At 66.0% G+C, this 26,106-nt stretch carries 25 protein-coding genes; 9 read left to right on the forward strand and 16 right to left on the reverse strand.

Annotation, left to right across the window (positions count from 1 at the left end):
• Nucleotides 1-5: 5 nt before the first annotated feature.
• The 4 genes from ACPPVQ_RS19685 to ACPPVQ_RS19700 all read right to left on the reverse strand — a co-directional run bounded on the left by ACPPVQ_RS19685 (nucleotide 6) and on the right by ACPPVQ_RS19700 (nucleotide 5,506).
• Nucleotides 6-1,307 carry an ABC transporter substrate-binding protein gene (locus tag ACPPVQ_RS19685; RefSeq protein WP_426517105.1) on the reverse strand — a complete coding sequence of 434 codons (1,302 nt, stop codon included), beginning with the start codon at nucleotides 1,305-1,307 and terminating at the stop codon, nucleotides 6-8.
• Nucleotides 1,308-1,630: 323 nt separating this feature from the next.
• Nucleotides 1,631-2,833, reverse strand: a complete 1,203-nt coding sequence (locus ACPPVQ_RS19690) for a Fic family protein (RefSeq protein WP_426517107.1) — start codon at nucleotides 2,831-2,833, stop codon at nucleotides 1,631-1,633.
• A 95-nt stretch (nucleotides 2,834-2,928) separates the two neighbouring features.
• The gene (locus ACPPVQ_RS19695) at nucleotides 2,929-4,788 is read right to left on the reverse strand and encodes an alpha-amylase family protein (RefSeq protein ID WP_426517109.1); all 1,860 of its coding nucleotides are present in this window, start codon (nucleotides 4,786-4,788) and stop codon (nucleotides 2,929-2,931) included.
• 112 nt (nucleotides 4,789-4,900) lie between these two features.
• A complete protein-coding gene (locus ACPPVQ_RS19700; protein ID WP_426517111.1) occupies nucleotides 4,901-5,506 on the reverse strand; it encodes a class I SAM-dependent methyltransferase in 606 nt (201 codons plus the stop codon).
• 82 nt (nucleotides 5,507-5,588) lie between these two features.
• Here ACPPVQ_RS19700 and ACPPVQ_RS19705 point away from each other — a divergent pair, with 82 nt between their 5' ends.
• A complete protein-coding gene (locus ACPPVQ_RS19705) occupies nucleotides 5,589-6,770 on the forward strand; it encodes an alkaline phosphatase family protein (protein ID WP_426517113.1) in 1,182 nt (393 codons plus the stop codon).
• Between the two features lie 23 nt (nucleotides 6,771-6,793).
• Here ACPPVQ_RS19705 and ACPPVQ_RS19710 read toward each other — a convergent pair whose 3' ends face one another.
• The 9 genes from ACPPVQ_RS19710 to ACPPVQ_RS19750 form a co-directional block, all read right to left on the reverse strand.
• Nucleotides 6,794-8,041: a hypothetical protein gene (locus tag ACPPVQ_RS19710; RefSeq protein WP_426517114.1), complete on the reverse strand. Its 1,248-nt coding sequence runs from the start codon at nucleotides 8,039-8,041 to the stop codon at nucleotides 6,794-6,796.
• 216 nt (nucleotides 8,042-8,257) lie between these two features.
• Complete coding sequence (locus ACPPVQ_RS19715; protein WP_426517116.1) at nucleotides 8,258-9,028, reverse strand: FAD:protein FMN transferase; 771 nt, start codon at nucleotides 9,026-9,028, stop codon at nucleotides 8,258-8,260.
• Nucleotides 9,025-9,522, reverse strand: a complete 498-nt coding sequence (locus ACPPVQ_RS19720) for an FMN-binding protein (protein ID WP_426517118.1) — start codon at nucleotides 9,520-9,522, stop codon at nucleotides 9,025-9,027. The genes ACPPVQ_RS19715 and ACPPVQ_RS19720 overlap by 4 nt, the downstream gene beginning before the upstream one ends.
• Nucleotides 9,519-10,889 carry a ferredoxin reductase family protein gene (locus ACPPVQ_RS19725; protein WP_426517120.1) on the reverse strand — a complete coding sequence of 457 codons (1,371 nt, stop codon included), beginning with the start codon at nucleotides 10,887-10,889 and terminating at the stop codon, nucleotides 9,519-9,521. The genes ACPPVQ_RS19720 and ACPPVQ_RS19725 overlap by 4 nt, the downstream gene beginning before the upstream one ends.
• Nucleotides 10,890-11,033: 144 nt before the next feature.
• The gene (locus ACPPVQ_RS19730) at nucleotides 11,034-11,906 is read right to left on the reverse strand and encodes an SDR family oxidoreductase (protein ID WP_426517122.1); all 873 of its coding nucleotides are present in this window, start codon (nucleotides 11,904-11,906) and stop codon (nucleotides 11,034-11,036) included.
• A 122-nt stretch (nucleotides 11,907-12,028) separates the two neighbouring features.
• On the reverse strand, nucleotides 12,029-12,274 hold the full coding sequence (locus ACPPVQ_RS19735; protein ID WP_426517124.1) for a hypothetical protein: 246 nt from the start codon (nucleotides 12,272-12,274) through the stop codon (nucleotides 12,029-12,031).
• Between the two features lie 94 nt (nucleotides 12,275-12,368).
• Nucleotides 12,369-12,731 (reverse strand): PLD nuclease N-terminal domain-containing protein, encoded by a 363-nt coding sequence (locus ACPPVQ_RS19740; RefSeq protein ID WP_426517126.1) that lies wholly within the window; start codon nucleotides 12,729-12,731, stop codon nucleotides 12,369-12,371.
• A gap of 107 nt (nucleotides 12,732-12,838) precedes the next feature.
• The gene (locus tag ACPPVQ_RS19745) at nucleotides 12,839-14,242 is read right to left on the reverse strand and encodes an MFS transporter (RefSeq protein ID WP_426517128.1); all 1,404 of its coding nucleotides are present in this window, start codon (nucleotides 14,240-14,242) and stop codon (nucleotides 12,839-12,841) included.
• Nucleotides 14,239-14,712 (reverse strand): MarR family winged helix-turn-helix transcriptional regulator, encoded by a 474-nt coding sequence (locus tag ACPPVQ_RS19750; RefSeq protein ID WP_426517130.1) that lies wholly within the window; start codon nucleotides 14,710-14,712, stop codon nucleotides 14,239-14,241. The genes ACPPVQ_RS19745 and ACPPVQ_RS19750 overlap by 4 nt, the downstream gene beginning before the upstream one ends.
• A gap of 102 nt (nucleotides 14,713-14,814) precedes the next feature.
• Between ACPPVQ_RS19750 and ACPPVQ_RS19755 the strand changes: the two genes are divergently transcribed.
• The 7 genes from ACPPVQ_RS19755 (at nucleotide 14,815) to ACPPVQ_RS19785 (ending at nucleotide 22,388) form a co-directional block, all read left to right on the forward strand.
• Complete coding sequence (locus tag ACPPVQ_RS19755) at nucleotides 14,815-15,723, forward strand: 5'-3' exonuclease (protein WP_426521331.1); 909 nt, start codon at nucleotides 14,815-14,817, stop codon at nucleotides 15,721-15,723.
• A gap of 81 nt (nucleotides 15,724-15,804) precedes the next feature.
• Nucleotides 15,805-16,641 carry an ABC transporter permease gene (locus ACPPVQ_RS19760; protein WP_426517132.1) on the forward strand — a complete coding sequence of 279 codons (837 nt, stop codon included), beginning with the start codon at nucleotides 15,805-15,807 and terminating at the stop codon, nucleotides 16,639-16,641.
• On the forward strand, nucleotides 16,638-17,378 hold the full coding sequence (locus tag ACPPVQ_RS19765; protein ID WP_426517134.1) for an ABC transporter ATP-binding protein: 741 nt from the start codon (nucleotides 16,638-16,640) through the stop codon (nucleotides 17,376-17,378). The genes ACPPVQ_RS19760 and ACPPVQ_RS19765 overlap by 4 nt, the downstream gene beginning before the upstream one ends.
• 156 nt (nucleotides 17,379-17,534) lie before the next feature.
• A complete protein-coding gene (locus ACPPVQ_RS19770) occupies nucleotides 17,535-18,041 on the forward strand; it encodes an acyltransferase (RefSeq protein WP_426517136.1) in 507 nt (168 codons plus the stop codon).
• A complete protein-coding gene (locus ACPPVQ_RS19775) occupies nucleotides 18,038-19,177 on the forward strand; it encodes a DegT/DnrJ/EryC1/StrS family aminotransferase (RefSeq protein ID WP_426517140.1) in 1,140 nt (379 codons plus the stop codon). The genes ACPPVQ_RS19770 and ACPPVQ_RS19775 overlap by 4 nt, the downstream gene beginning before the upstream one ends.
• Complete coding sequence (locus ACPPVQ_RS19780) at nucleotides 19,174-21,219, forward strand: glycosyltransferase family 2 protein (RefSeq protein WP_426517143.1); 2,046 nt, start codon at nucleotides 19,174-19,176, stop codon at nucleotides 21,217-21,219. The genes ACPPVQ_RS19775 and ACPPVQ_RS19780 overlap by 4 nt, the downstream gene beginning before the upstream one ends.
• Nucleotides 21,216-22,388, forward strand: a complete 1,173-nt coding sequence (locus ACPPVQ_RS19785; RefSeq protein ID WP_426517145.1) for a glycosyltransferase — start codon at nucleotides 21,216-21,218, stop codon at nucleotides 22,386-22,388. Before ACPPVQ_RS19780 ends, ACPPVQ_RS19785 begins: the two co-directional genes overlap by 4 nt.
• On the opposite strand, the gene ACPPVQ_RS19790 is transcribed toward ACPPVQ_RS19785, so the two are convergent.
• Nucleotides 22,346-23,101, reverse strand: a complete 756-nt coding sequence (locus tag ACPPVQ_RS19790; protein ID WP_426517147.1) for a DUF1295 domain-containing protein — start codon at nucleotides 23,099-23,101, stop codon at nucleotides 22,346-22,348. The genes ACPPVQ_RS19785 and ACPPVQ_RS19790 overlap by 43 nt on opposite strands.
• A gap of 100 nt (nucleotides 23,102-23,201) precedes the next feature.
• Here ACPPVQ_RS19790 and ACPPVQ_RS19795 point away from each other — a divergent pair, with 100 nt between their 5' ends.
• Entirely contained in the window at nucleotides 23,202-23,495 is a 294-nt protein-coding gene (locus tag ACPPVQ_RS19795) for a putative quinol monooxygenase (protein WP_426517149.1), read from the forward strand.
• 51 nt (nucleotides 23,496-23,546) lie between these two features.
• On the opposite strand, the gene ACPPVQ_RS19800 is transcribed toward ACPPVQ_RS19795, so the two are convergent.
• Nucleotides 23,547-24,968 carry a pyridoxal phosphate-dependent decarboxylase family protein gene (locus ACPPVQ_RS19800; protein WP_426517151.1) on the reverse strand — a complete coding sequence of 474 codons (1,422 nt, stop codon included), beginning with the start codon at nucleotides 24,966-24,968 and terminating at the stop codon, nucleotides 23,547-23,549.
• 136 nt (nucleotides 24,969-25,104) lie between these two features.
• Entirely contained in the window at nucleotides 25,105-26,034 is a 930-nt protein-coding gene (locus ACPPVQ_RS19805; RefSeq protein WP_426517153.1) for an aldo/keto reductase, read from the reverse strand.
• Between the last annotated feature and the right edge of the window lie 72 nt (nucleotides 26,035-26,106).

Genomic DNA, 26,106 nt, shown 5'->3' on the forward strand with positions numbered 1-26,106 from the left:
GATCCCTACTTGCCCGTCTTGTCGGAGATCATCTTGGCGACCTCGTCGAGCGTGGCCTGCGTGGATGACTTGCCCTGGTAGAGCGCGAGCATCTTGTCGCTGATGTCGCTGGAGAGGCCGGGAACGGCAGCCTCGGTGGCCGGGTCCTCGAAGCCGATGTCGCGCATGTCGAGCAGAGTCTGCGCGTGGGCCGGGTAGCCGTCGAGCACGACCTTGTCAGCGCCCTTGATCGATGGCACGGCGTTCCCGCCACCCTGCAGGCGGGTGGTCTGGCCCTCCGCCGAGAGGAAGTTGGTCCAGAACTCGAACGCTGCGTCCTTGTTCTTGGTCTTGGCGTTGATGGCCAGGTAGCTCACGGCCGTGCCGGTGGGCGCTGCCTTGCCGTCCGGGGTCGGCCACGGTGCGACGTCGTAGTTCTGAGGGTCGCCTGCGGACTTGACGGTGCCGATCGTGTAACGGCCCTGAACGAAGAAGCCCGCCTTGTGGCTGACGAAGACGCTGTCGGCGCCGGCGCCGGCGGGGAGGGTGTCTGCGACCACGAAGGTGTGGTTCTGGAAGTTCTTCGCGAGCACGTCCATCGCAGCGACGCTGGTCGGGTCGGTGTTGGCGACGAACTTCCCGGAGGTGTCGAACGCCTGTCCACCCTGCGAGGAGATCCAGCCGTAGTGGGTCGACCAGTAGTTCCAGAACATCGAGCCGGTGAGGCCCGCCTTCTTGAGCTTCTTGTTCATGTCGAGGTAGGCCTCGGTCGTCCACTTGCCTTCCGCGGCGAGCGTGGCGGGGTCATCGCTGATGCCCGCCTTCTTGAGTGCGACCTTGTCGTACCACATCGCGTCGGGGTTGGAGTCGTTCGGGGCGGCGTAGATCTCGTTGCCCTTCTTCGTCACTCCGAACAGGCCCTGAGCGAAGTCTTCGGGCTTCGTCTTGCTGGCGCTGGAGTTCATGAGCGACGTCAGCGGCAGCAGCGCGCTCGAGCTGACGAACTGGCCGATCTTGTCGTCGCCGATGTAGAACACGTCCGGCGCGGTGCCCGAAGCGAGCTGGGCGAGCAGTTTCGTGTGGTAGTCGCCGTAGTCCGCAACAGGCTGGAGGACAACCTTGACGTCAGGGTGCTCCTTCATGAACTGCGTGTCGAAGTCCTTGTAACGTGCGATTTCTTCGGGGGTTCCCCAGGTCGACCAGACGACGGTCTTGGTACCGCCCCCGCCCGATGATCCCGTTCCCGAACACGCGGCCATGCTGAGTGCTACCGCGACGGCCGCTCCCACAGCCACCAGTCTTCTCACCTTCGAGTCGACGCGAGACATGCCTACCTCATTCCTTGAAGAGTCTCTCTGCAAAATGGAGGCCCCCGGTTCGGGTCACTCCTTGGTCTGTATTCTGTATACAGTAGGCAGCGAAACAACGCAAGAGGGCGGATGTGCGCACGAGACGACTCAGCTATGAGAATGCATTCAGGCGCGGTCAACAAGCCAACACCATCGACCTGACCGAACCCTGCCGTGAGCCTGACCGATCACTGGGCAACCACTGGGGATTGCAGTCGAGCGTGCACGTCGCGGCCGAGCGTGACCGTTCTTCGAAGCACACTCGACCGCAGGTGTCACGCTCGGCCCCGCGAACGGGGCCGTCAGGCGTGCGCTCGGCGCGCCCTGGCAGCGAAAGCGTCGAGCGCGTCGAGAATCTCGCTCGCCTGCCAGAGCCGGTTGCGTGAGTCGCCGGATGTCCTCATCAGGACTCCCGATTCCTCCAGCCGCGCGATCGAACCGGCCGCGGCGATCTCGCTCACGGCCAGATCGCCGGCGACAGTCTTCACGTTGACGACCGGCTGGCTCAGCAGGTACTCCTTCAGGCGGTGGACCGACGAGTCGGAGCGCGCGACAACCACGGCGTTCCAGCGGTCGGCCGCCGCGCGGATGTCGGCGACCAGCTTGCGGCCGTTGTTGATCGCGGCGAATGCAGCCTCGGCGACAGCTCCGACGATCTCGTCAGGCGCGCCCGAGCGGTACGCGTCGAGAGCGCCGAAGTATGCGTCCGGATCGTGGAGGAGGCCGGCAGACACGGGAATCGTCGTGTTCTGCGTGACCCGGCCCGCTCGGAGCATCGCCTGGATGATTGCCCGACCCGGGCGACCGTTTCCGTCTGGGAACGGGTGGATCGTCTCGAATTGAGCGTGGGCGATCGCAGCGTGAGCGAGCACCGGAACATCGGTCCGACGAGTGAAGCCGATGAGGTCTGCCATCAAGGCTTCAACCCGATCATGGTGCGGCGGCACAAAGGACGCCGAATGCGGCGAGACAGAACCGCCACCTATCCACACCTGTTCATCGCGCCAGCGGCCGACCACCGCGGGTGCCGAGTCGGACAGCAGCGCCTCATGCATTTCGATGATCGCCGACTCGTCGAGCCGGTCCGACAGGATGATCGCCGCTTTCATCGCGCGCACGTTCGCCACCACGAGTCGGGCGTTTCCCGACCGCGACGCACCGATCTCGGCGAGAGCGACTTGTTTCGCGCTCGAGGTCAGGTTCTCGACCTCGGAGCTCGACGCGCTCTCGGTTCTGAGGAGGATCGACGCAAACGGAGCGGCAACCGGTCCCGCTTCCGCGTCGAACCTGGTGAGTTCGCGGCTCGCGTCATCGGCCAGGGCCAGGATGTCCGGGGACAGGACGACGGGCAGGTCTGAGATCATCGGCGGCACTGCAGCCTGATAGTTGCCACGGGCTGCGCGCAGTGCGCGGCGGGATGCCACTTCGTCGCCTGTCGCCGTCCAGGCGCGAGGTTCGAACGCGACCTGCGGCCACGCCGATGTGGCGCGTTCATCCTTGACCATTCCCTCAGCTTACCAAAGGCTAAGCCTGTAGCCTTTGGTAAGGTTCATTCTTACCAAAGGATAACCTCATAGCCTTTGCTGATGGCGGCCGCCGGTCAGCCCTCTGGCGTGGCGCTTCGCAGCCACACGAACTGACCCGGCGCCAGGTCGAGACCGTCGCTCAGGTCGAGCTGCGCCCCGGTGACGAGGTCGAACGATCCGGGCGCGATCCCCGACAACGTGAGGGCGTCGACCTTCTCGCGGCCGTCGCCGAAGTTGGCGAGCACCACTACCGTGGACCACTCGCCGGGCCGCTGGTACCCGAGCACCCTGTCGTTGTGCGTGACGAACCCGACCAGTCTGGTGCCCGCGAATTCCAGGGTGGCCGAGCGGATCTCGATCAGGCGCCGAAGGCTCAGGTAGATCGCTCCTGCATGCGTGGCATAGGAGCGGCGCTCGTCATAGAGCGCTGCCGGATACCGCGGACGCCCCACCCACCTGCTGTCATCGCGATGGGCCGGGTCGTCGACGTATGTGTAGTCGTTGAGCTGGCCGACTTCGTCACCGAGATAGAGCTGCGGCAGGCCGCCAGTGCTCAGGATGATCGAATGCGCCAGCAGGATGCGCCTCACCGCGAGCGGATCGCCGGCTTCGAGCCCGGCCAGCGACGCCGTGGACCCGGAGACCCGCGCATCCCCCGTCTTCGGGTTCTCCTGGAACGGCACACCGCGAGCGAAGCTCCCGGGAAAGCGGTTCACGTAGAACATGTTGAGGAATCGGCGGTGATCGAACCCATGGATCCCCAGTTCGGATGCGTCCTCATCGGCGAAAGTCCAGCCGATGTCGTCGTGACTGCGCACATAGTTGACCCAGGAGGTTCCCGCAGGCGTGGTGTGGCGGCGCTCGAGGGCCTGGGAGAGCATCCGCACATCGCGGGTCGCGAGCGTGTTCCAGATCAGCGCCATCTGCAGCGGGTTGTAACTCAGCTGGCATTCGCCCGGGCTCATGTACTCGACGACCTGGTCGGGGTGCACGATCGCCTCGGACAGGAACAATACTGAGGGCGCGGCGATGCGGCACACCGCGTTGAACGCCTGCAGCAGCAGGTGCGCCTGCGGCAGGTTCTCGCAGGATGTGCCGAGCTGCTTCCAGATGAACGCGACAGCGTCCATGCGCAGAACGCTCACGCCCTGGTTGGCGAGGAACAGCATTTCGTTCGCCATCGCCCGGAACACGGCAGGGTTCGAATAGTTGAGGTCCCACTGGAAGGTGTGGAAAGTCGTCCACACCCAGCGGCCGTCGTCGAGCTGTACGAACGATCCGGGGTGGTCGTCGGGGAAGATCTCGCGCGTCGTGCGCTCGAAGGCATCCGGCATCGTACGGTCGGGGAAGATCCAGTAGTAGTCCTCGAACTCCGGCACACCGGCCAGCGCCTGCCGCGCCCACGCGTGCTCGTCGGACGTGTGGTTGAACACGAAGTCCACGGCGAGCGAGATCCCGTTCGACCGCAGCTCGTCGGCGACCTGCCTCAGGTCGGCCATCGTCCCGAGCCCGGGCGCCACCTGCCGGTAGCTCGACACCGCGTAGCCGCCGTCGGAGTTCTCCTCCGGCGCCAGGAACAGGGGCATGAGGTGCAGGTAGGTCAGGCCGAGTTCCCGGAAGTACGGGATGCGGGAGCGCAAGCCCTGCAGCGTGCCGGCGTACCGGTCGACGTAGCAGACGCCCCCGAGCATCCGGTTCGATTCGAACCAGTCCGGATCGGCCAGGTGCCGCCGGTCGAGCTCTTTCAGCTCGGGTGAACGCGAAGCCCACGACGCAGTGAGGTCGGCGAGAAGGCCGCCGAACTGCGCATCCAGCCGGTCGTCGTCGCGGTAGATCTCACGCAACAGGTGGCCGAGACGCGCAACCTCGCGTTGCCAGCGTTCATCGAACGATGTCGGTGCTGCTGCTTCGAAGTCCCGGTCCGCTGAGCTCATGTGCACGCTCCCGGCACGAGCCTACGCTCCCCGCCCGGCGCCGTCGCAGCCGCGAAGAGTGCGGATTGGGGCCTTCAGACGAGCCAGAATCCACTTCTCGCACCCTTCGGCGCTACGCGCTGGGCTTCACGCCGACGTAGACGACGCAGGGTGCCGGCAGGAAAGGGACGCCCGTGTCGAGTTCGAACGTCTCGAGCCGCTCGCCGAGAAAGCCGGCCCTGCGCGCTGCGCCGACCGGGTCCCGGTTCCAGTGGCAGTTGCCGTCCCAGCGCGCAGAGAGCGGGGTCGCGAGGCTCTGGATGACGCGCCGGGCCCCCTTCGGTGCGTGGACGTGTTCGACGCACGCGAGGGTCCCGCCGGGCTTCAACACCCGCATCACCTCGGCGAGCGAACCGTCCAGGTCGGTGACGGAACAGAACACCAGGGTCGCGACCACGGCATCGAATGAGTCGGCAGCGAACGGGAGATTCTCGCAACGGGCGTCGAGCACCTGGTCGACGAAATCGTGCCGGCGAGCTTCGACCTGCAGGTGCCGCCGCGAAACGGCGTCCGGTTCGATGCCGGTCCAGGACACGCTGGCGCCGAAGGCATCGAGGTTCTCTCCGTCGCCCGCGCCGACCTCCAGAACCCGCCCGCGAAGGCCTGCGAACAGGTCGTGGGCGCGCCGCCGCAGTTCGTCGCGCGATACCGGCCTTGTCCCGTCGTCGCCCCTCGCCATCCGCCCCTCCTCATCGCATCTCACATCGATTGTTCACCCTCGGCCCCTGTCTTTTGTCGGTACCGAGTGCTTGCATCGTGAGATGGCAGTGACGAAACGCGTGATCGTCTTCATCCAGGAGAACAAGACCACCGACTTCTACTTTCCGAAGATGGCCGCGTGGGGTGCGGCGGTGGCGAACCACGGGAAGCTCCTGACGGCAGCTCCGAACTTCGACCAACCTCACGACCGCAGCTCCTGGGTTCACTATGCGATGGGCGACTATCCGGCAGAACCGCTGCAGATCGACAACGACCAGCTGATTCCCTTCTACAGCTGGCTGGCCAAGCAGTTCGTCTTCGCCGACCACCATTTCGGGCCTGGGTCGAATTCCACGCCCGGCCACATGCTTGCGGTCGGCGGGCAGATGCCCACGCTGAAGAACCCGCCGTTCGTCGGCACGCACCCGGTCTGGCCGCTCCCGTCGATCTTCTCGGTCGCGGAAGCCGCCGGCGTCACGTGGGGAGCCTTTCCCGACCAGAGCGGCTACCCGGTCAAGTTCTACACGACGCTGTCGGAGGCGCCGGGCAACGCCAACGTGCACCCGCCGACCCAGTTCATCCCGATGGCCAAAGGCGGCACGCTCCCGCAGGTCTGCTACGTGTGGTCACCGTCCGGATACGACGAGCATCCGCCCGCCGTGAGCGCGCCCGACTACATCACCAAAGGCCACGACCTGGTCTGGCAACGCGTCCAGGCCGTGATCGACGGGGGCGGCTGGGACGAGACGACCTTCATCCTCACCTGGGACGACTGGGGCGGCTACACCGATTCTGTGCCGACGCCCTCGATCGAGACGGTTCCGGATGCGCTCCACCCCGACGGCTTCCAGATCATCGGCGGCTCGCGCATCCCGCTCATCATGTTCGGTGGGGCCGTCGAGCAGGCGATCGACGCGGAATGGCACTCCCATGCGTCCATCCCGAAGACGATCATCGACTTGCTGGGCCTCGGACCGATGGGGGTCGAGCGGGTCGACAGCGCGCCATCGCTCGCCCATCATGTGGATGCCACGCTGAGCCGACCGGTGCCTCCCGCCGCGGGAACCACCATCGTGCAGCCGGCACCACCGAAGCCCACGCCGGTGCCGGTCGAGCCGCAACCGTGGCCCGGCGTGCTCAACACGCCGCTGCCGCCGCTTGTGACCCTCGACGGGAGCGCACTGCCGGCCCCGACCGACGGCAAGGTCAACAAGACGCCGCCGAAAGCGCCGCCCGCGCCCTGAGTGCCGGCGAGCAAGACTCGGGCTCAGTCTTTGAGGGTCGTGCCCTGCGCGGTGCCGTAGTCGATGTGCAGGTGATTGCAGGTGTCGTCGAACGCCACCAGGTTGGTGAGGCTCATCGAGGAACGGCACTCCGACTGACCGACGTTCGTCAGGGGCGGCACGAGCGGATCGAGCGCCTGGATCAGCTTCACCGACTGGGCGTCGCCGCCACTCAGCGCCTGGCCGTCGAGCAGGAAGAAGTCGACGGCGTGGCCGCCGCCGTTCGCGTAGTGGCTCGACGCGCTCCCCGCGCCTTCGATCTGACCCGTGCAACGGCGGTTGATGTCGCTGACGCCGACGGTCCTGAAGGTCTTCAAGGCCACATCGATGGTCTGCAGGACGCGATAGTCGATGCCGCAGTTCGGCACGACCCGCCCCTCGGCGAGGTATTCGATCTCGGGAATGTGATCGGGCACGGAGCCGGTCAGGCGCCCCTGCGACACTGCGGTCATCAGCTTCTGTGCCAGCGCCTGTACGGTCGGCGACACAGTGACGCCGACCGTGGAGTCGAGCAGCAGCGGGTTCTCCATCACGCTGTAGCCGTCACGTGTCGCTGCGGGCGCGGCGGCGCCTCCGCCGGCGAGGGTCTGGACGGCCGCGCTTCTCACACCATTGCCCGACGTGTCGGAGGGAGCCGCATAGGCCGGCAGTGCCGCGGTGCCGAGAAGGCCGCTCGCCGCCAGGACGACACCGATCTTCACCCGGGTGCGTCGAACGCGCGAACGCGCCGACAGCTCCGCAAGACGAGCCTTATGAGCGTGGAGGTTCTTCGTGGGCGCGAGAGGCGGGCGCCTCACCGGGCGCGTGCGGCGGGCGACGGCCTCGGCCGCATCCGCACTCACGGTCGGCGCGTGCGGATGCTCGACAGGCACGACGGTCGCGATCGGATCGACGGATGGCGGGGTGGGCGCGAACGTCTGCGCAGGCACGACGGGCGGGGTGGGCGCGAACGCCTGGGCAGGTGCAAGCGGCTGGGCGGGCGCGAACGTCGGCTGGGCAGGAACAACGGGCTGGGTGGGCGCGAGCGACTGCTCGGGTGCGATCAGCTGCGCAGGAGCGATCGACCCGGTGAGCGCGGCCGTCTCGACTGGCCCGGTGGTCGCCCGCTCGAATTCGCGGCGTGCGCGCCTCGACGTGAAGATCTGGTCGGTGGACGGATTGGGGTCCGGCTCGGCAGGTGCGCGGGGTGCCGTCAGTTGCGGGTCCCCCCCGAACATGCTCGAGCGTGTCACACAGTACCTTTCGCAATGACGCGGATCGGTCGTGATCGCGTCGGCTCAGCGACCCGACGAAAACCAACCGATCGTCGGGACACCCATCCGATGTTATGGGTTCGTTACCCGGATGTCACATCGAAATGCCCATGCGAACGCATATCTCTGGAAATTCGCAGGGGCATTGCAGCCGCTATCGGACACCTTCGGTCGGAAGGCGGAGCGGTTTGCGGGTTACGGGGCCGCGAAGGGAACGCGGCCTGCGGCGAGCGGGGCGCCCGGTTCGGTGAGGGCGAGCACACCGGTAGCCCCGTGGCCGAGCGCCCAGGGCACACCGTCGGGGCCCAGCGCGAAGACGGCCGTCGCGAGCACATCGGCGGTCGTCAGGTCGTCGGCGATCACGGTCACGCTCGTCAGGCCCTGTGCCGGCAGTCCGCTCCGTCCGTCGACGATGTGCCTGCCGCGCTCATAGGCGCCCGAGGTCGCGACCGCGCAGTCGGTGACCGAGAGCACCGCCCACATCCGCGCGGGGTCCGAAGGCGACCGGATGCCGACGTTCCAGCCCGCGCCCGCGCCAGGGGATCCACTGACGACGACGTCTCCGCCGGCGTTGAGGCAGAAGTCGGTGACGCCGCGCGACCGCAGCACGTCGGCGGCCCGTGACGCCGCCCACCCTTTGACGACACCGTCGGTGTCGAGGCCACCACCCGGCAGGCGCACCCGGAACGCCCCACCGGAAGCGGTGGCGAAGCGGTCCCCGATCGTGAGGACCTCGCGAAGATCATCGCTGTACGCGCTTTCGTCGACGAGCCCGCGATCGACCCGGGAGACCTCGCTGTCGTCGCGATAGGTGCTGAAGCGCCGGTCGGCATCGGCCATGGCCGCGAACGCCGAGGCCGCCGCGTCCGTGCAGGCATCCGCGCCCGCATCCGCATCCGCGCCTGCGCCCGCGTTCCTGATGTCGATGGACATCGGGATGCCCATCACCGTCTCGAGGAACCTCACGACTTGTCGATCGCCGACTGCACCGACTGCGCGTAGCCGTCCGATGTGTACGTCGCGCCGGACACCGTGTCGATCTTCGCGGACTGCGACGAGAGCACCTCTTGCTCCAGGATCGGGCCGGCCTGCTGGTTGATCTCGACGCTGCGGCCCCGGTCGCTCGGCGACTGGAGTTCGGTGACCGCCGTGATCTTCGTGCCGGTGTAGGTCAGCTGCACCTGGATCGGTCCGTACGGCGTCTGCTCGACAGCCCCATCCACGGTTCTCGGCGCAGCCGCGGCGGGCGCAGACGCCGACGCACTCGGCGCGGCCGCCGCCGGGGCGCTGGTGCTCGGCGACGGCGTGGGCGGCGCACTCGTGGTCGGCGCGAGCGACACCGCATGGGTCGAGGCCGTCGTCGCTTGTCCGGCGCCGTACAGCCGCAGTCCGACCGTGAGTCCCATGACGGTGAGGATGACCACGAAGAGGATCGTGCCTCTCCACTTCTTGCGCCTCATGACATGCTCAGTTCTTCTCGGTGGATGAAGCGTTTCGGCACCTGCAGTTCGCGAAGCGACGCTTCGACGGTCAGCATCATGCCTTCTGGGCCGCACATGAAGACCTCCCAGTTGTGGAGATCCCGGATGACCGACGCCAGCCCGGCAGGCGAGAGCGGGTCCCAGCCCAGTTCGCTGCGCCGTCCGACGACCGGGATCACCGTCAGTCCGGGCATCGCCTGGAGTTCGTCGAGCAGGGCGAGGTTCCCTGCGGAGTGCGCGCGGTAGATGAGCACCGGCGTCAGTCCTCTGGCGGTGAGCTCTTCGGCGAGCGCCCTGACCGGACCGATCCCCGCACCGCCGGCGACGAGGAGGATGCGTTCCCGGCTCGCCCGGTCCGCCGTGAAGTGCCCGAATGGCCCCTCGACGAAGACGAGCGTGCCCGGCTTGAGTTCGCGCACCAGCGCCGAATGGTTGCCGAGCGCACCGACGGTGATGCGCAGCCGCCCGTCGTGTGGCACGCGCGACACCGAGTACGGGTGCGCCGTGAGCAGGTGTCCCCACGAGAGGAACCGGAAGAGCAGGAAGTTTCCTGCGCGCACGCCGAGTTCGTCGAGGTGGGGGCCCGCGAACCAGACACTCGTGGTGCCCGCATTCTCGCGCACGACGGATTCGACGCGCATCCGGTGCCGCCACGCGTCCATCGTGGGCAGGATGAAACGCCAGGTCAGTACGGCGGATGCAGTGCCCAGGTAGAGGAGGAGCCAGACCACGCGGTTCACGGGGCTGGAGATGAAATGCGTGCCTGCGCTCAGCTGGTGGAGGAAGGTGAGGAAGATTGCGACATAGGTCGTCAGGTGGAGCCAATACCAGACCTCGTAGGAGAGCCGCGCCCGAAGGAGGCGCGCACTGCTGAGGCCGACGGCGATGAACGCGGCGGTGCCGAGCAGGGCCGCCAGCATGTCCGGGTAGTTGTTGAGGATCGAGAGGAGTTCCGACCACGGCATCGAGTGGTCGAGCAGTTCGCTGCCGACGATCATGGCCACGACGTGGGTGACGACGAGCAGCACGACCGTCGTCCCGAGCGTGCGGTGCCAGAGCACGAGCTTGTCGAGGCCGACAGCCCGCTCGAACCAGGGGATTCGGGCGATCAGGAGCACCTGCGCGCACACAAGGTAGGCGGCGACCATGCCGCTCAGCTCGCCGAACGTCATGACAAGCGCGGAGGGCGTGGCTGCGGCTGTCGACGGCACACCGGCCCACCACATCCAGAGCACGATGAGTCCGCCGGCGACGATGACGATCCGCACGACCCGCGAATGGCGGCGCTGCGCGCCTGGGCCCGGCCCGCGAACGCTCACGCGGCGCGGAGTCGCGATGACGCTCACGTTCGTGCTCCCATCCGCCGTTCCTCCAAGGTGCTGTCGCCGATCATCCCAGCCGGTAGCTTTCAGGATTCTGTGTCGACCCGGGTGCTGCCTGCACGTTTCCTTAGGAAAACTTAAGGATGTCCAGAGGTCCGTCCGGAGGCGTCAGCGAGCTGTTGCGCCGACCAGCGCTGCGTTCGCCTTCCACAGGCGCGCCGCGGCGGAGGTGTCGTTCGCGATCGGGTTCACGGTCGCAGGCTTGCGGCCCGCGAAGTAGACACCCGAGACTCCTTCGACCTCGGGCGACGAGGCCAGGTAGATCGACGTCTCGGCACCACGGGCGGGCGACTTCATGAACGGCTTCAGCAGCGGGATCATGACCTTCCAGGCGGCCGACGAGTCTTCGGCGGCGAACGAGGTGCGCACCAGCCCGGGATGGAGCGTGTTCGCTGTCACTCCGGTGCCTCTGAGACGCCGAGCGAGCTCGAAGGTGAACAGGATGTCCGCCAGCTTCGACTGGTTGTACGCGCGCTGCCCGGAGTAGTCGCGCTCGCCCTGCAGGTCGTCGAAATCGATGCGGCCCATCCGCTGTGCTCCCGACGACACGGTCACGATGCGTGCGGGGGCGCTCGCCGTCAGCCTGTCGAGCAGCAGGCCGGTCAGGAGGAACGGCGCGAGCACGTTGACCGCGTATGTGTGCTCGAGGCCGTCGGCGGTGGCGTGACGGGTGGCCCAGAAGCCGCCCACGTTGTTGACCAGCACATCCAGCCGCGGGTAGGCGTCGAGTACCGCGGTCGCGAGCCTGCGCACTTCGGCCTGCGACGACATGTCGGCCGGGAACGGATCGACGGATGCGTTGCCAGCCTCACCGGCGATGGCGGCGGCGGCCGTCGCGGTGCGTACGGCATCCCTTCCCGTGATGCCGACGCGGGCGCCGAGGGAGGCGAGGCCGAGCGCGGTCGCACGGCCGATCCCGCCCGTTCCACCTGTCACCAGGACTGTCTTGCCGGCCATCGGGCCCGGCGCATGTTCAGCCATCGCGCACTCCTGGCTTCAGGGTACGCTCGCGCCGCCCGTTTCGGGGCCGAGCGTGACAGTTCCGGACGAGCGTGACCGGCGGACCTGTCACTCTCGTCCCGAACGAGCACGCTCGGGAGCGCTCACTCCTCGTGCTTGAGCGCGATCCCGATCGCGAAGAATGTGGGAGCCCAGTGCCCGATGAAGATGCCCCACCGGTCGGACTGCGCGCGTTCGTCCTTCTTGCCGCGCGAGACGAGCCACGCCAGTACCGACAGGATGATCGACGCGAACCCGGCCGCATAGGCCTGATCGCTGCGGAATCCCATGTCGTGGAGGGTTGAGATCGGGTTGAACCCGACTGCCTTTTCGATCGTTGTCTTCGCCATGACTTCACTGTCCCACCGAGCGGGTCCGAACGAAAGTGAATTCCGCGTATCCGATTCCGTTCGCGGGGGTGCGGTCAGCGCGGCGCACCCGGCGTCAGGCGCTGGGGTTCCCGTCGAGTTCGGTGCCGCGCTCCTTCAGGCGTTGCTGCTGGCGGTAGAACTCGATCTCCTGCTCCAGCTCCGCGAGCTGCTCCTCGGTCGACTTCGGGCGCTCGAAGCTGGCGGGCGCGTGCGCCTGCGAGTGGTACCGCCCGCCGCCGGTGTGGGTGCGGGGTCCGGGCGCCGGGTACTCACGCCCGAGCGTGAACCACAGCACGCTGCCGATGAACGGCAGGAAGATCACCAGCAGGATCCAGCCGAATTTGGGCAGGTGCTTCACCTGGAATTCCGACCGAAGGATGATGTCGATCAGCGCACCGACCATGATCAGCAGTACGAGCACCGGGAGCAGAACCATGACGCACAGCTTATTGATCGGTCTCGCCCAGCGAAAGCAAAGACATACGGTGCCGCGCATACGTCCCGCGAAGTGGGGACAGCGGGGTCGATCGCTGAACCGATCGCCTACTTTTCAGCGACGATCGGGATGCTGCGGTCGAGCACCGTGAGCACCAGCACGGCGACACCGAGCCCGCCCAGCACCCACGCGAGCGCGTGCAGGCCGGCGTCTGTCGCTGCCGGTCCGAACGAGATGCCGATGAGGCTCGACGAGAAGATGGCACCGATGTACGCGAAGGTGCGATAGAGACCGGATGCGACCGCGATCTCGTCGGCCGGGGTCTGGACGTACAGGGTCGCCTGGTTCGCGAATCCGCTGAAGCCGTTGGTGAAACCGAGCAGCAGTGACATGCCGATGAGGACATACACGCTCGACCCGCTCGTGATCACCAGCATGACTGCGGAGCTCAGGACCATCGCGACCGCCGCGAGGATCAGCGGCCAGCGCACCCAGCCGCGGCCCGACACCACCCGCGCGATCACGATGCTGATGCCGAACAGCGGAAGGAGGATGAGACCGACGGCCGACGCGGACAGGCCGGCGCTCTGCTCCATCCACTGGCTCGTGCCGTACAGGGTGGCATAGATGCCGAGGGCGACGAGGGTCTGGCGCAGGTAGGTGCGCTGCAGGGGGCGGTTGCGGGCGAGCATCCGCACATCGATGAGCGGGCGCGATGCGCGCCGCTCCCAGAACACCAACGCGGCCCCGAGCGCGACGACGACAGCGAGCAGCCACCAGACCGGCGCGGCGAGACTCGAGAGGAAGAGCAGCAACGACACGATCGTGCCCGCGAACAGCACGATTCCCGGGATGTCGAGCGACCGCACCAGGCCGCCGCGATCCCGGCGGAGGATCGGCGCATCCTTCGCGACACCGAGCAGGGTGGCGACGAGGGTGATGAGCGCGAGCGGGATGTTCACGGCGAACAGGGCACGCCATCCGAACGCGCCGGCGAGCACGCCGCCGAGCGGCAGCCCGAAGACGGCCGTGACCTGCGACGCTATCGAGAAATTGCCGAGCACGCGCGACGGGACGCCCATACCGACGCTGTCTGCCCGCCGGCGCACGAGCGCCATGGCGGTCGGGTATGCGGCTGAGGTGCCGACACCGATGAGGGCGCGCGACAGAAGCAGGAAGCCGAACGCAGGCGCGAGCGTGCCGATCACTCCACCGGCCAGCAGGATCAGGATGCCCGCGAGGAACACCCGGCGCGGACCGAAGATGGTCGACAGCTTGCCCATGGTCGGCTGCATCACGGCGCTGCACAGGTAGAGCACCGAGATGAGCGAGGCGGTCGTGCCCGGGCCGGAGTGGAAGTCGACTCCGATTCCGACGAGACCCGTCGCGATCATCGAGCTGTTGATCGGGTTGAGGGTCGACCCGAGCAGCAACGGGGCCGTGAAGGTCCAGCGGAACGGCTTGTCGTCGCTCATCGTCGTTCCGGGTTCGGTCGTGTTGCCTGCCGTCATGATGCGTCGGCGAGACGTCGGAGGAGGTCGACGCTCACGGCGAGCTCGGTCTGTTCGGCCTCGGTGAGGGTGGTGCGGATGGCGCGGAACAGCCAGTCTTCGCGGGCGAGGCGGCCCGTTGCGAACTGGTCGCGTGCCTCATCCGTGAGGTGCAGGAGGGACTTGCGGCCATCGCGCTCGTCGGGCGTGCGCGAGACGAGGCCTGAGGATTCGAGCACTGCCACAGTCGCGGCCATCGACTGCGGTCGCACTCCTTCTGCACGGGCGAGCTCGCTGAGGGTCGTTGGCCCTTCGCGCTCGATGCGGCCGAGCGCGGCGAGCTGCGAGCGCGTGAAATCGCCGATCGTGCCTTCCTGGCGGAGGCGCCGCATCAGGGCACCGAGCGCGACCCGGAGGTCGCCGGCCAGCGCATCCGTCACAACCGCCGTTGCGGTGTCGGTCTGGTCTGCTCTGCGTGCACCTGTAGCCATGTGTTCGACTCTAGCAAACTCTTCAGCCACCTGAACAGTTTGCTGAGCATCGGATGGTTCGGCCGGGTGCGTGCCAAGATCGGAGATGTGACCGGGCGACTGATGCTCCTCGATACGGCAGCGCTGTACTTCCGCGGGTTCTACGGGGTGCCCGACACCGTTCGTGCGCCCGACGGCACACCCGTCAACGCGGTGCGCGGGCTGCTCGACATCATCGCGAGACTCGTCACCGACTACCGGCCGGAGCAGCTCGTCGCCTGCTGGGACGACGACTGGCGCCCCGCGTGGCGGGTCGACCTGATCCCAAGCTACAAGGCGCATCGCGTCGCGCAGGCCGTTCCGGGAGGGGTGGATGTCGAAGAGGTTCCCGAACTCCTGGTCACCCAGGTGCCGATCATCCGCCACCTGCTCGAAACCCTCGGCATCGCGATCGTCGGCGCCCCCGGGTACGAAGCGGATGACGTCATCGGCAGCCTCGCGACGCAGGCGACCGTTCCCGTCGACATCGTCACCAGCGACCGCGACCTGTTGCAGCTCATCGACGACGCGACCGACGTGCGGGTCATCTCGACCGCCAAAGGCATGAGCAACCTCGAAGTCGTGACAGACACCGTCGTCGAGACGAAATACGGCATCACGCCACGCCAGTACGCGGACTTCGCCGTGATGCGCGGCGACCCGTCCGACGGGCTGCCCGGTGTGGCCGGCGTCGGGGAGAAGACGGCAGCGGGCCTGCTGCGCGAATTCGGCGACCTCGACGGGATCATCGACGCGGCGAACGATGCCGAAACGCCTCTGTCGCCGGCGGTGCGCACGCGGCTCCGCGCAGCATCCGATTACCTCGCGGTCGCGCCGCGCGTTGTCGAAGTCGCACGCGACCTGGCCTTCGAGCCGTTCGATGCGCGCATCCGCCCCCTCGACGAGGCGCGCCGCACCGCGGCCGACGACCTCGGCGCACAGTGGTCGCTCGGCGGCTCGCTCGACCGCGCCCTGCGTGCCCTGGACTCTTAGAGCGAACCTGAGAGCGGCTGTGGGGTAGCTAGGCTACCCTTGTGCGCTGGCCGTCTGGCCGAATCGCTTAACTGGGGCCTCATGTCATATTTACAAGAAGTCCTCTCCTCGCGCGAACTCCTCTACAACCTCACCCTGCGCGAGATCCGGGGACAGTACAAACGCACGATCTTCGGGCAGCTCTGGTCGCTTGTCAATCCGCTCGCGACGATGCTCGTCTACACGATCGTCTTCGCGTTCATCCTTCGCGTGACGCCTGCGCCGGGAAACCCGAGCGGCCTGGACGTGTTCCCGGTGTGGCTGCTGTGCGGCCTGCTTCCGTGGACGTTCTTCGCGACGGTCGTCCAGACGGGTATGGGCAGCCTCATCGCCAACGCCGGCCTGATCCAGAAGGTGTACTTCTCCCGGATCGTCCTGCCTTTGTCGACCGTGGGGTCTGTCGGCTTCAACTGGCTCTTCGAGATGGGCGTGCTCGTCGTCGTCCTGATGATCTGCGGAGCCTGGGTTCTTCCCTGGCTCCCGTTCGTCATCCTGATGATGATCATCCTCGCGGTCTTCGCGGCCGGTCTCGCCCTGATGCTCTCGATAGCGAATGCGCACTTCCGCGACACTCAGTACTTCATGGGCATCCTGTTGCAGATGTGGATGTACCTCACGCCGATCATCTACCCCGTCTCCCTGATCCAGACAGAGTCCGATCGCATCGGTGGCCTGCTGGGGACGTCGGTCACGGTCTACGACATCTACCGGCTCAATCCGATGGAGCGATTCGTGGAGGTGTTCCGCAACCTCCTCTACGACAACCGCTGGCCCCGGGTGGATGACGTTCTCTACTGTGCCGTGGCGGCACTGGTCGCACTGGCCATCGGACTCTGGGTCTTCCGTCACAACGAGAAAGGGCTGGCTGAAGCACTGTGAGTGACATCGCTGTCAACGTCGAGAACGTCAGCAAGCGTTTTCGGCTCTACCACGAGCGAAACCAATCGCTGAAGTCCGCGATCATGCGCGGCCGCGTGTCTGTGCACCAGGATTTCTGGGCCCTGAAGGACATCTCTTTCACCGTTCCGGTCGGCTCCACGTTCGGCCTGATCGGCAGCAACGGTTCGGGAAAATCCACCCTCCTGAAATGCCTGGCCAAGATCTACTACCCCGAGAAGGGCAGCATTTCGGCGAACGGGCGCACGGCGGCCCTGCTCGAAGTCGGAAGCGGCTTCCACCAGGAGCTCTCGGGCCGTGAGAACGTGTTCCTGAACGGATCGATCCTCGGGATGTCCAAGAAAGAGGTCACCAGGAAATTCGATGAGATCGTCGCGTTCTCCGGCGTCGAAGAATTCATCGACCAACCGGTGAAGAACTATTCGACCGGGATGTACGTCAGGCTCGGCTTCTCCATCGCCATCCACGTCGACCCCGAAATCCTGGTCGTCGATGAGGTGCTGGCCGTGGGCGACGCCGAATTCCAGGAGAAGTGCCGTCAGAAGTTCGCCGATTTCAGCGCAGCGGGCAAGACAGTGATCCTCGTCAGTCACTCGATGGACCTCGTCAGCGAAATGTGCGACCAGGCCGCGTGGCTCAATCACGGCGACCTGCTCGCGGTCGGTCCGGCGGACAGCACGATCCAGGCATACCTGGATTCGCTTCCGGCCGGTATCTGATGAAGGCGACATTTCACCCCAATTTGGGGGACAGTCGACCTCGGGATATCAAGCGTTCACTGGGATCCCCGGTTGGACGTTCACCTGGGGTTCGCCCCGGCATAAAGGGATACTCACCTGTCTACTATGCTTCTTCGAGATCTTAGGCGGGAACACATGCAAACAATCTATGAGAGTGCACGAATCGTTGGACGAGAGCACATTCGATTCGGCGACCCGGTTCTCATCGATGACTTTGTGCTCGTCGTCGCGCGCGAGCCGATCACGTTGGGCAACTACGTGCACCTGGCGTGCTTCTCCTCGATAACCGGTGGTCAGGAAGTCACGCTCGGAGACTTCGTCGCGCTCTCCCAGGGCGCACGAATTCTGACGGGCACCGACGATTTCACCGGATGGGGCTTCGGCAACTCGACGCTCGACGAGAAATTCCGCAACACGAAGCGCGCGCCCGTCTCGGTAGGCCGCTTCTGCGTGATCGGCGCCAACGCAGTCGTCCTGCCCGGCGTGACCATCGGCGAAGGAGCGACCGTCGGCGCGGGGACCGTTGTGACCCGTGACCTCGAACCGTGGGGTGTCTACCTCGGCAACAGGCGTTTGCGCGATCGCGATCGCGAAGGCGTGCTCGCCAACCATGCACGGTTTGCCGAAGGAGCCCGCTCGTGAAAACACCGCTGCCGTTCGAGCGTCCGGTGTATGTGAGCCGCCCGGCACTCCCCCCGCTGACGGACTATGTGCGACGGCTCGAGACGATTTGGGCCACCAACATCCTCACCAATATGGGGCCGATGCATGAAATGCTCGAGCTCTCCGTCGGTGAACGCGTCGGTGTCGGGCGCACATCGCTGTGGAACAACGGCATGACGGCGCTCGTCGCGGCCGTCAGCGCACTCCGCCTGGAGCGCCGCAAGGTTATCGTCACTCCGTTCACATTTCCTGCAACCGTTCACGCCATCGCGCTTCTCGGCCTCGAACCCGTCTTCGTCGACATCGACGACGAATCGCTCACCCTCGACCCGACCAGGATCGAAGAGGTGCTGGACCCCGAGGTCGGAGCGATCGTCGGCACCCACGTCTACGGACGTTTCTGCGACACAAAGGCGATCGACGTCATCGCACGCAAGCACGATCTTCGCGTGATCTACGACGGGGCACACATCTTCGGCCGGCGGGCTCCTGTCATGGAGAAGCAGCCGCACGTCCTCGGCGACATCACGATGCTCAGCTTCCACGCGACGAAGCTGTTCCACTCGGTCGAAGGCGGCGCCCTGATCACCGCCAGCGAAGATCTGGACCACCGCCTGCGATTGATCCGCAACTTCGGGATTGTCAACGAGCATGATGTGAGGGGCCTCGGCCTGAACGGCAAGATGTCCGAGGTGCATGCCGCGATGGGGCTTTCGATGCTCGACCTCATGGACGCGGAAATCGACCAGCGGCTCGGCATCGCCTCCCGCTATGTCGAGGTGTTGTCGTCGATTCCGGGCATTCGGATCGTGGCCGGGGGCGAAGGCATCGTCCAGTACTTCGTCCTGCGCATCGATGCGGAGGAATTCGGGAGCACGCGGGACGATCTGCATCAGACGCTCCGTTCACTGAACGTCATCAGCCGAAAGTACTTCTCACCGCTGTGCAGCGACGTCGAACCGTACAACGCCCTTCCGAGTGCGCGTAACCTGCCCGTCGCCCGCAAGGCGGCGAGCGAAGTGATCGCGTTGCCGCTGTACGGCGGTCTCGGTCTGGAGGATGCCGATCGCATCGCGGATATCGTGCGCTGGCACCAGAAAGGCAAAAACCTGTGAAAGACCCCGTCGCCACCGTACTGCTTGTCACGTACAACCACATCGCTTTCATCGACCGGGCGATCGCCTCGATCGAATCGCAGGACTCCTCCCACTCATTCGACGTGCTCGTCGCCGACGACGCGTCCACCGACGGAACTCGCGAACGCCTGCTCGAGTGGGCCGAAACGAGCGAACTCGACATCACGGTGCTCCCGGAAGGCCCGCGCCTCGGCATCACTCTCAACTACGCTCGCGGGTTCGCCGCGGCTCGCGGCGATTTCGTCGGAGTGCTCGAGGGTGACGACGAATGGATTTCGATCGACAAACTGCAACTGCAGATCGATCACCTGGTCACGCATCCCGAGCATTCGATGGTTGCGTGCCGGGTCCTTCTCTATGACGAGTCGAACGGCGGCGCGAGCATTGCGCCGGCGATCGGCTTTTCGCGGATGTCGACGTCTCTGAACGCGCGGCGATTGGCCGAGGTCAACTGGTTCGCGACCTTCAGCGCGTGCATGTACCGCGCGGACGCCCTCGAGAGGCTCTCGCCGGAAGTGTTCGAGATCACCTCGTACGACTGGATGGTCAACCTGTCCGTCCTGGCATTCGGTGACGCAGGGTTCATCCCCCAGGTGCTCACCCTGTACCGACAGCATTCGTCGGGCGAGTGGTCGTCGGCCTCCCGGCAGCAGCGGGACGAACGCGTCCGTCGTCTCCTTCCCCGCTACATCGAACTGTCGTCGCCGGAAGTCCAGGTCGAGCTGACACGCCTGCTGCACGATCTCGAGGCGCGCGCGACCCAGATCACCGATGTACTCGATGGTCCGGCCGTCCCGTTGCCTTCGGAGGTGGCCCTGTCCATCCCGCGCGTCGCCGGACCCGCGCCACGTGTCTCCGTCGTGATGACCTCGTACAACCATGAGCGTTGGATCGAGGAGGCGATCTCGAGCGTTCTCGACCAGACGATGACCGACCTCGAGCTGATCATTGTGGATGACGCCTCGACCGACCGATCGATGGAGGTGGTCGCGCGGTTCGCGGACCCGAGAGTCCGGGTCTATCGCTTCGATACCAACCAAGGGGCCGCGTCGTCGCTCAACTTCGCCATCCAGCAGGCTCGCGCTGAGTTCGTCGCGGTCATCAACTCGGATGACGCGTGGGAACTCCACAAGCTGCATCGGCAGCTCGCAGAGCTCGAAGCGCACCCCGAGGTGGGTGCGGTCTTCACCAGCGCCAGGTTCGTCGGCGCGGACGGTGAGCTCCTGGCGCCCGAGCGCATCCCGCACTGGCACAATGTCTTCCGTCAGCGAAATCGTTCCCAGGCGCAGTGGCTGCGCTATTTCTTCGAGAACGGAAACGCGCTGTGCCACCCCAGCGTGGTCATCCGTCGCGAGTTCTACATGAATCACGGGTTGTATGACAACCGGATGCGTCAGCTGCCGGACTTCGACCGATGGATCGCTCTCGTCAAGCAGTGGCCCATCATCGTCCTCGGCGACGAAGACCTGGTCCGGTTTCGTTTGCTCGAGGCCGAGCAGAACGCGAGTGCGAACAGTCGCGCCAATGTGATCAGGGGTTTCAACGAGCACATCGCGGTCGATGAACGATTCTTCGAGGGCTGCAGCGACGAACTGCTGATCGAGGCGTTCGGCGATGTGATGGTCAATCCGCATTTGACCTTCGCTGATGAGCGGGCGTGTGAAATCGCCCTGCTCTGGTGCAACCTGCCGTGCGCGATGTCTGAACCGAACCGCGTCCACGGGTTGCGGGTACTTCGGACTCTGCTCGGAGACGAGAACACCTCGCTGCTGATGCGGTCCCGGTACGGTTTCACGGATCTGAACCTTCACGCCCTCGCGGGCACGGAGATACACGAGATGTCAGAGACCACCCGCCAATGGTTATCGCAGATCGAGGCTGGAACGACCTGGGGCCGCGTGATCTGGACGGCGTCGAGCGGCGAACTGGCAAAGCATGTCTGGACGCGCATGCGCGAAGTCCCGATCCGCACCTGGCCGGCCCGCGTCGCACGACAGTTGAGACAGGCGACCGGCAAATGAGTCCGCGACAGGGTGTCGTCATCCTGGACGACATCTTCCCCAACCTCGCGACCGGCTTTCGCATTGCGGAGTTCAACTGGCTGATGCAACGAGACGCGGTCTCCCACGTGCTCACGACACAGCCACTGCTGGAGACCCTCCCGCTGTATGTGGCGCAGTACCCCGAGCTCGCCGATCGGGTACGACCGTATTCGCCCGACGCCCTTCAGGGTGCCTCGCTCGCGTGGATGACCTTCCTGAACAATGCGGCGCACTTCCTGAACGATCTTGAAGCGACGGACACGCCGTTCGTCGTGACCCTGTACCCCGGCGGCGGGCTCAATCTGGGCACTCCCGAAGCCGACGACAAGCTCGCGGCGGTGCTCGCTTCGCCACTCCTGCAATCAGTGATCACGACGCAGCCGTTCGTGACCGAGCATGTGCGCGCGATCGCTCCGCACGTCGTCGTCGACGAGATCTACGGGGTGGTCGTCAGCCCCACCTACCTCGGTCCGGGCGCGGGATTCCGAGATGACTATTACGCCGGCTCCAACGTCGGCTCCGGCACATTGCGTCTGTGCTTCGCGGCTCACAAGTACACTCCGCGCGGCGAGGACAAAGGCTATGACATCTTCATCGACGCGGTGCGCGGCCTGCGCGCGGAGGGCATCCCCGTGGAGGCCCACGTCATCGGCGGTTTCACGGAAGACGACATCGACGTAACCGACCTCGGCGAGTGCCTGACGTTCCATGGAGAGCTCACGACGAGGGACCTGAAGAGCGCGTTCAGCACGATGGACCTCGTGCTCTCGCCCAACCGGCCACGAGTGCTCGAGCCCAATGCGTTCGATGGTTTCCCGCTCGGCTCCGTCATCGAGGCGGCGCTCTGCGGGGCCGGGATCGTGGCCACGGATGCACTTGCTCAGAACAGGCTGTTCATGGATGGGCGGAACATTCTGATCGTGCAGCCATCGGCCGACGACATCGTGCACCGCATTGCGGAATTGATCGCTGCCCCCGGTGGAATCAAACGGCTGGCGCAGGCCGGCCTCGCGGTCGCCCGTCATGGTTACGGTGTCAATGGCCAGCTGTGGTCACGCCTGAACGTCATGGAAACCGCCCTGGCGATGTCGGATGCCGCGTCGGGTCAGATGACGAACGGAATCAGGGCCTTGCGTTCCGGCGGATAGTCGTCGAAGGTCTCGTGGTACCAACGGTGATTCGCCATCGCGCGCGGGGCGAGGTTCGCGAACGTGTAGAGGGCGAACGAGAAGCCGGCGAGCGACCAGGTCGCGATCGCCCATCCGGTCCATTCGACGATCTCGCCGAGGTAGTTGGGGCTGGAGACGAACCGATAGCCGCCACCGTAGGGGATGCGGTAGCCGCCCGCGCCCGGCGCACGGAGCCGGCGGAGGATGCGGTCCGACCCCAGGTTGAGCACGAACCCGGCCACGAACACCACGACCCCGACGATGAACCGCGGGTCTGCGAGCCACGACGTCGGGTACGAGCCGTACTCCGAGATCCAGCGAGCGTTCACCCAGGTGTTGAGGACATTGAACGCAATGGCCATCCCCATGACCGATAGAGGCATCCGTGAGCCGCTGCGAATCAGCAGCGGGTATACGAACACCCGCTGCACGTAGTGCACCTGCCAGAGCACCAGGAACACGAGCGGCACCAGCTCAGCCCGATGGTCGCCGAACAGGTAGAAGATGAGGAACAGCAGGGATGCCGGACTCTCCATGATCATCCAGCCGACGCGCGCAGGAACGGTCGGCCCCCACCCGCCGCGACCGTGCCGGCCGTAGGGTGCGACGACGAAGCAGAGCGCGATGAAGGTGACGACGGCGAGCGCGATCTCGAGGTACACGAACCAGCGGTACGGGCTCTCGAGCGGCATGTCCGCAGTCTAATGAGCGGGGTCGGATGCGCAGCTCCAGACCCACAGCGCAGCCGACGGTCGTAGATTGGTTGCGCATTCGACGGAGAGAGGTCGCATCGTGGCCGAAGTTCAGGTGATCGCCCGTTACACGATCGAACCGGGCAATGAGGAGGCCGTGCTCGCGCTGTTGCGCGAGCTCGCGACAGCCGCGCGGACGGAGCCGGGGAACCTCGCGTTCGATGTCTGCGCGCTGGTCGCCGACCCGCGGCAGGTGGTGCTGCTCGAACGGTACGTCTCGCGCGCGGCGTTCGAAGACCATCGCACCACCCCGCATTTCAAGCGGCTGGTGCTCGACAGCATCGTGCCACTGCTCGAGTCGCGCGTCGTCGAGCTCTTCGACGCGGCAGAGTAGGCGGGCCGGGCGAGCGACGCGCGGCCGGGCAGCGCGGGCCCGGCCGCACCGTCACATCGTGTCGAGGATGCCCGTCAGGTGCTCGAAGGTCGTCATCGGGTTCACGATCGCGAAGCGGGTGTTGGGCCGCCCCTCGTGCGAACTCGGCGTGACGAACGCTCGCTGTTCGTCGAGCAGGCGCGCCGACCACGCGGAGTAGTCCGCCCGCGACCAGCCATCCCGTTCGAACACGACGACCGACAGCTGTGGGGAGCGCACCAAACGCAGCCCGTCACGCCGGTCGATCTCCTCGGCGATGTCACGTGCCAGCTGGATGGATGCGCTGATCGCGTCGCGGTACGCCGTCTCGCCGTAGGTTGCGAGCGAGAACCAGAGCGGAAGTCCGCGGGCGCGCCTCGTCAGGTGTGCCGCGTAGTCCGACGGGCTCCACTCGGTCGTCTCGGTGAGCGTGTCGAGGTATTCGGCGTGCTGCGTGTGGGCACGGCGGCCCATCTCCGGGTCGGCGTAGATGAGCGCACAGGCGTCGAACGGCGCGAACAGCCACTTGTGCGGGTCGACGATGACCGAGTCGGCGCGCTCGACCCCGGCGAAGCGGTCGCGGGCCAGGGGCGAGAGCATTGCGGCGAGCCCGTAAGCCCCGTCGACGTGCAGCCAGAAGTCGAAGCCGTCTTTGAGCGCCGCGATGGATGCGATGTCGTCGACGATCCCGAAGTTCGTCGAGCCGGCCGTTGCGACGACAGCGAAGACGGAGTCGCCGTGTTCGGCGAGCGCTTCACGCACGGCGTCACCGGAGAGTACGCCGCCGGCGCCCGGCGCAACCGGAACGACTTCGATGTCCATGACCCGCGCGGCCGAGGCGATCGAGGAGTGCGCCTCGGCACTGCAGACCACTTTCCAGCGGTCTGGCCGCCCGAGCCCGCGTTCTTCGCGCAGGGAGCGTGCGTGATCGCGCGCTGCGACGAGCGCCGACAGGTTGCCGAGGGTTCCCCCCTGGACGAAGACGCCGCCGGCGCCGACGGGCAGCCCGAATTCGGCCGCCAGCCACGACAGCACCTCGTTTTCGGCGAAGACAGCGCCCGAACCTTCGAGCCAGGACCCGCCGTATACGGCGCTGGCCGAGACGACGAGATCGAATGCGGTCGCGGCTTTCGTCGGCGCGGTGGGGATGAAGGACAGGTACTGCGGATGGTCGGTCGTGATGCAGGCGGGTGCCAGCACGTTCTCGAAAAGCTCGAGCGCCCTCCGAGCGCCGATGCCGCCTTCCACGATCGTGTTGCCCGCGAGGCGCCGGAGCTCGTATTCGGCGCGCGGCTGGTCGAGCGGGGTGTCACTGCTCAGGATGCGGCGGCGCGAGTAGTCGAGAACGAGATCGACGAGACTCTCGGTCTCTGTCGAGACCTCATGCATGCGCTTCGGTCCGGGTGCCGCTTCCGCGGGCCCGGCGATAGCGGCTTCTTCGTCGTGTCGTCCCATGAGCATCCTTTCGCCCCGTGTGCCGTTGTGCGGCTACGACAGGCTCCCATACGCGCAGGTCGCGCGCATAATTCAGTCATGAATCCTGCTTGCGGCGCACGATTCCTGCGTGCAAACGCACCCGCACGCAACGCAACTACGGAAGGATGTGCCCCGCCGCGGTGAAGAGCCGATACCATTCCTGGCGCGTGAGCGGCAAATCTGAGCCGTCCACCGAGTCGAGGAGGTGCGGGACCTTCGTCGTTCCGAGCACGACCTGCATGTTCGCCGGGTGGCGCGTGATCCATGCCACCGCGATCGCGGCCGGAGCGACCTCGTAGGCGGCCGCGAGCTCGTCGATGACGGTGTTGAGCTCGGGATACGCCTCACGATCGCCCAGGAAGACGCCGTCGAAGAACGCTTTCTGGAACGGCGACCAGGCCTGCAGCGTGATGTCGTTGAGCCTGCTGTAGTCGAGGATGCCGTTGTCGCGGTCGATCGACTGGTCGAGGCCGATCATGTTGCTGGCGATGCCGGAGGCGATGATCGGAGAGTGGGTGATGCTCAGCTGCACCTGGTTGATCGCGAGCGGCTGGGACACCCAGCGCTTCAGCAGTTCGACCTGACCGGGTGTCTGGTTCGAGACGCCGAAGTTGCGCACCTTGCCCGCGGCGTGGAGCGTATCGAACGCCTCCGCCACCTCGGCCGGCTCGACGAGCGTGTCGGGGCGGTGCAGCAGGAGCACGTCGAGGTACTCGGTGTTCAGAGCCTCGAGGGATTCGTCGACGCTGCGGAGGATGTGCTCCTTCGAGAAGTCGAAATACCCGTCGCGGATGCCCACCTTCGACTGGATGATGACCGCCTCGCGTTCTGCGGGGGTGAACGTCACCGCTTCGCCGAACCGGCGTTCGCACCCGTGGCGCTCCGTGCCGTAGATGTCGGCGTGGTCGAAATAGTTGATTCCGGCGTCGCGCGCGGCGCCGACGAGCGTTCGGATCTCCTCGTCGCTGAGCTCCGAGATCCTCATCAGCCCGAGGATGATGTTCGAAGCGTTCAGGTCGGTGTGCGGAAGCGTCGTGGTCTTCATCCATCAATCATCGCGGATTTCGCGGTACTTGACCTTTCCCCTGTGGACAAGGTTTATCGTCAGAGAAGGAGG

The sequence above is a fragment of the Leifsonia sp. McL0618 genome (assembly GCF_049994905.1).
GTDB lineage: Bacteria > Actinomycetota > Actinomycetes > Actinomycetales > Microbacteriaceae > Diaminobutyricibacter.

Excerpts from the sequence above, each read along its gene's own strand:
- ACPPVQ_RS19800 (WP_426517151.1), bottom strand. The coding sequence starts at position 24,968 with ATGGGACGACACGACGAAGAAGCCGCTATCGCCGGGCCCGCGGAAGCG.
- ACPPVQ_RS19745 (WP_426517128.1), bottom strand. The coding sequence starts at position 14,242 with ATGACGGCAGGCAACACGACCGAACCCGGAACGACGATGAGCGACGAC.
- ACPPVQ_RS19755 (WP_426521331.1), top strand. The coding sequence starts at position 14,815 with ATGCTCCTCGATACGGCAGCGCTGTACTTCCGCGGGTTCTACGGGGTG.
- ACPPVQ_RS19770 (WP_426517136.1), top strand. The coding sequence starts at position 17,535 with ATGCAAACAATCTATGAGAGTGCACGAATCGTTGGACGAGAGCACATT.
- ACPPVQ_RS19685 (WP_426517105.1), bottom strand. The coding sequence starts at position 1,307 with ATGTCTCGCGTCGACTCGAAGGTGAGAAGACTGGTGGCTGTGGGAGCG.
- ACPPVQ_RS19705 (WP_426517113.1), top strand. The coding sequence starts at position 5,589 with ATGGCAGTGACGAAACGCGTGATCGTCTTCATCCAGGAGAACAAGACC.
- ACPPVQ_RS19695 (WP_426517109.1), bottom strand. The coding sequence starts at position 4,788 with ATGAGCTCAGCGGACCGGGACTTCGAAGCAGCAGCACCGACATCGTTC.
- ACPPVQ_RS19720 (WP_426517118.1), bottom strand. The coding sequence starts at position 9,522 with ATGAGGCGCAAGAAGTGGAGAGGCACGATCCTCTTCGTGGTCATCCTC.
- ACPPVQ_RS19805 (WP_426517153.1), bottom strand. The coding sequence starts at position 26,034 with ATGAAGACCACGACGCTTCCGCACACCGACCTGAACGCTTCGAACATC.
- ACPPVQ_RS19750 (WP_426517130.1), bottom strand. The coding sequence starts at position 14,712 with ATGGCTACAGGTGCACGCAGAGCAGACCAGACCGACACCGCAACGGCG.
- ACPPVQ_RS19740 (WP_426517126.1), bottom strand. The coding sequence starts at position 12,731 with ATGGTTCTGCTCCCGGTGCTCGTACTGCTGATCATGGTCGGTGCGCTG.
- ACPPVQ_RS19690 (WP_426517107.1), bottom strand. The coding sequence starts at position 2,833 with ATGGTCAAGGATGAACGCGCCACATCGGCGTGGCCGCAGGTCGCGTTC.
- ACPPVQ_RS19700 (WP_426517111.1), bottom strand. The coding sequence starts at position 5,506 with ATGGCGAGGGGCGACGACGGGACAAGGCCGGTATCGCGCGACGAACTG.
- ACPPVQ_RS19735 (WP_426517124.1), bottom strand. The coding sequence starts at position 12,274 with ATGGCGAAGACAACGATCGAAAAGGCAGTCGGGTTCAACCCGATCTCA.
- ACPPVQ_RS19785 (WP_426517145.1), top strand. The coding sequence starts at position 21,216 with ATGAGTCCGCGACAGGGTGTCGTCATCCTGGACGACATCTTCCCCAAC.
- ACPPVQ_RS19730 (WP_426517122.1), bottom strand. The coding sequence starts at position 11,906 with ATGGCTGAACATGCGCCGGGCCCGATGGCCGGCAAGACAGTCCTGGTG.
- ACPPVQ_RS19790 (WP_426517147.1), bottom strand. The coding sequence starts at position 23,101 with ATGCCGCTCGAGAGCCCGTACCGCTGGTTCGTGTACCTCGAGATCGCG.
- ACPPVQ_RS19760 (WP_426517132.1), top strand. The coding sequence starts at position 15,805 with ATGTCATATTTACAAGAAGTCCTCTCCTCGCGCGAACTCCTCTACAAC.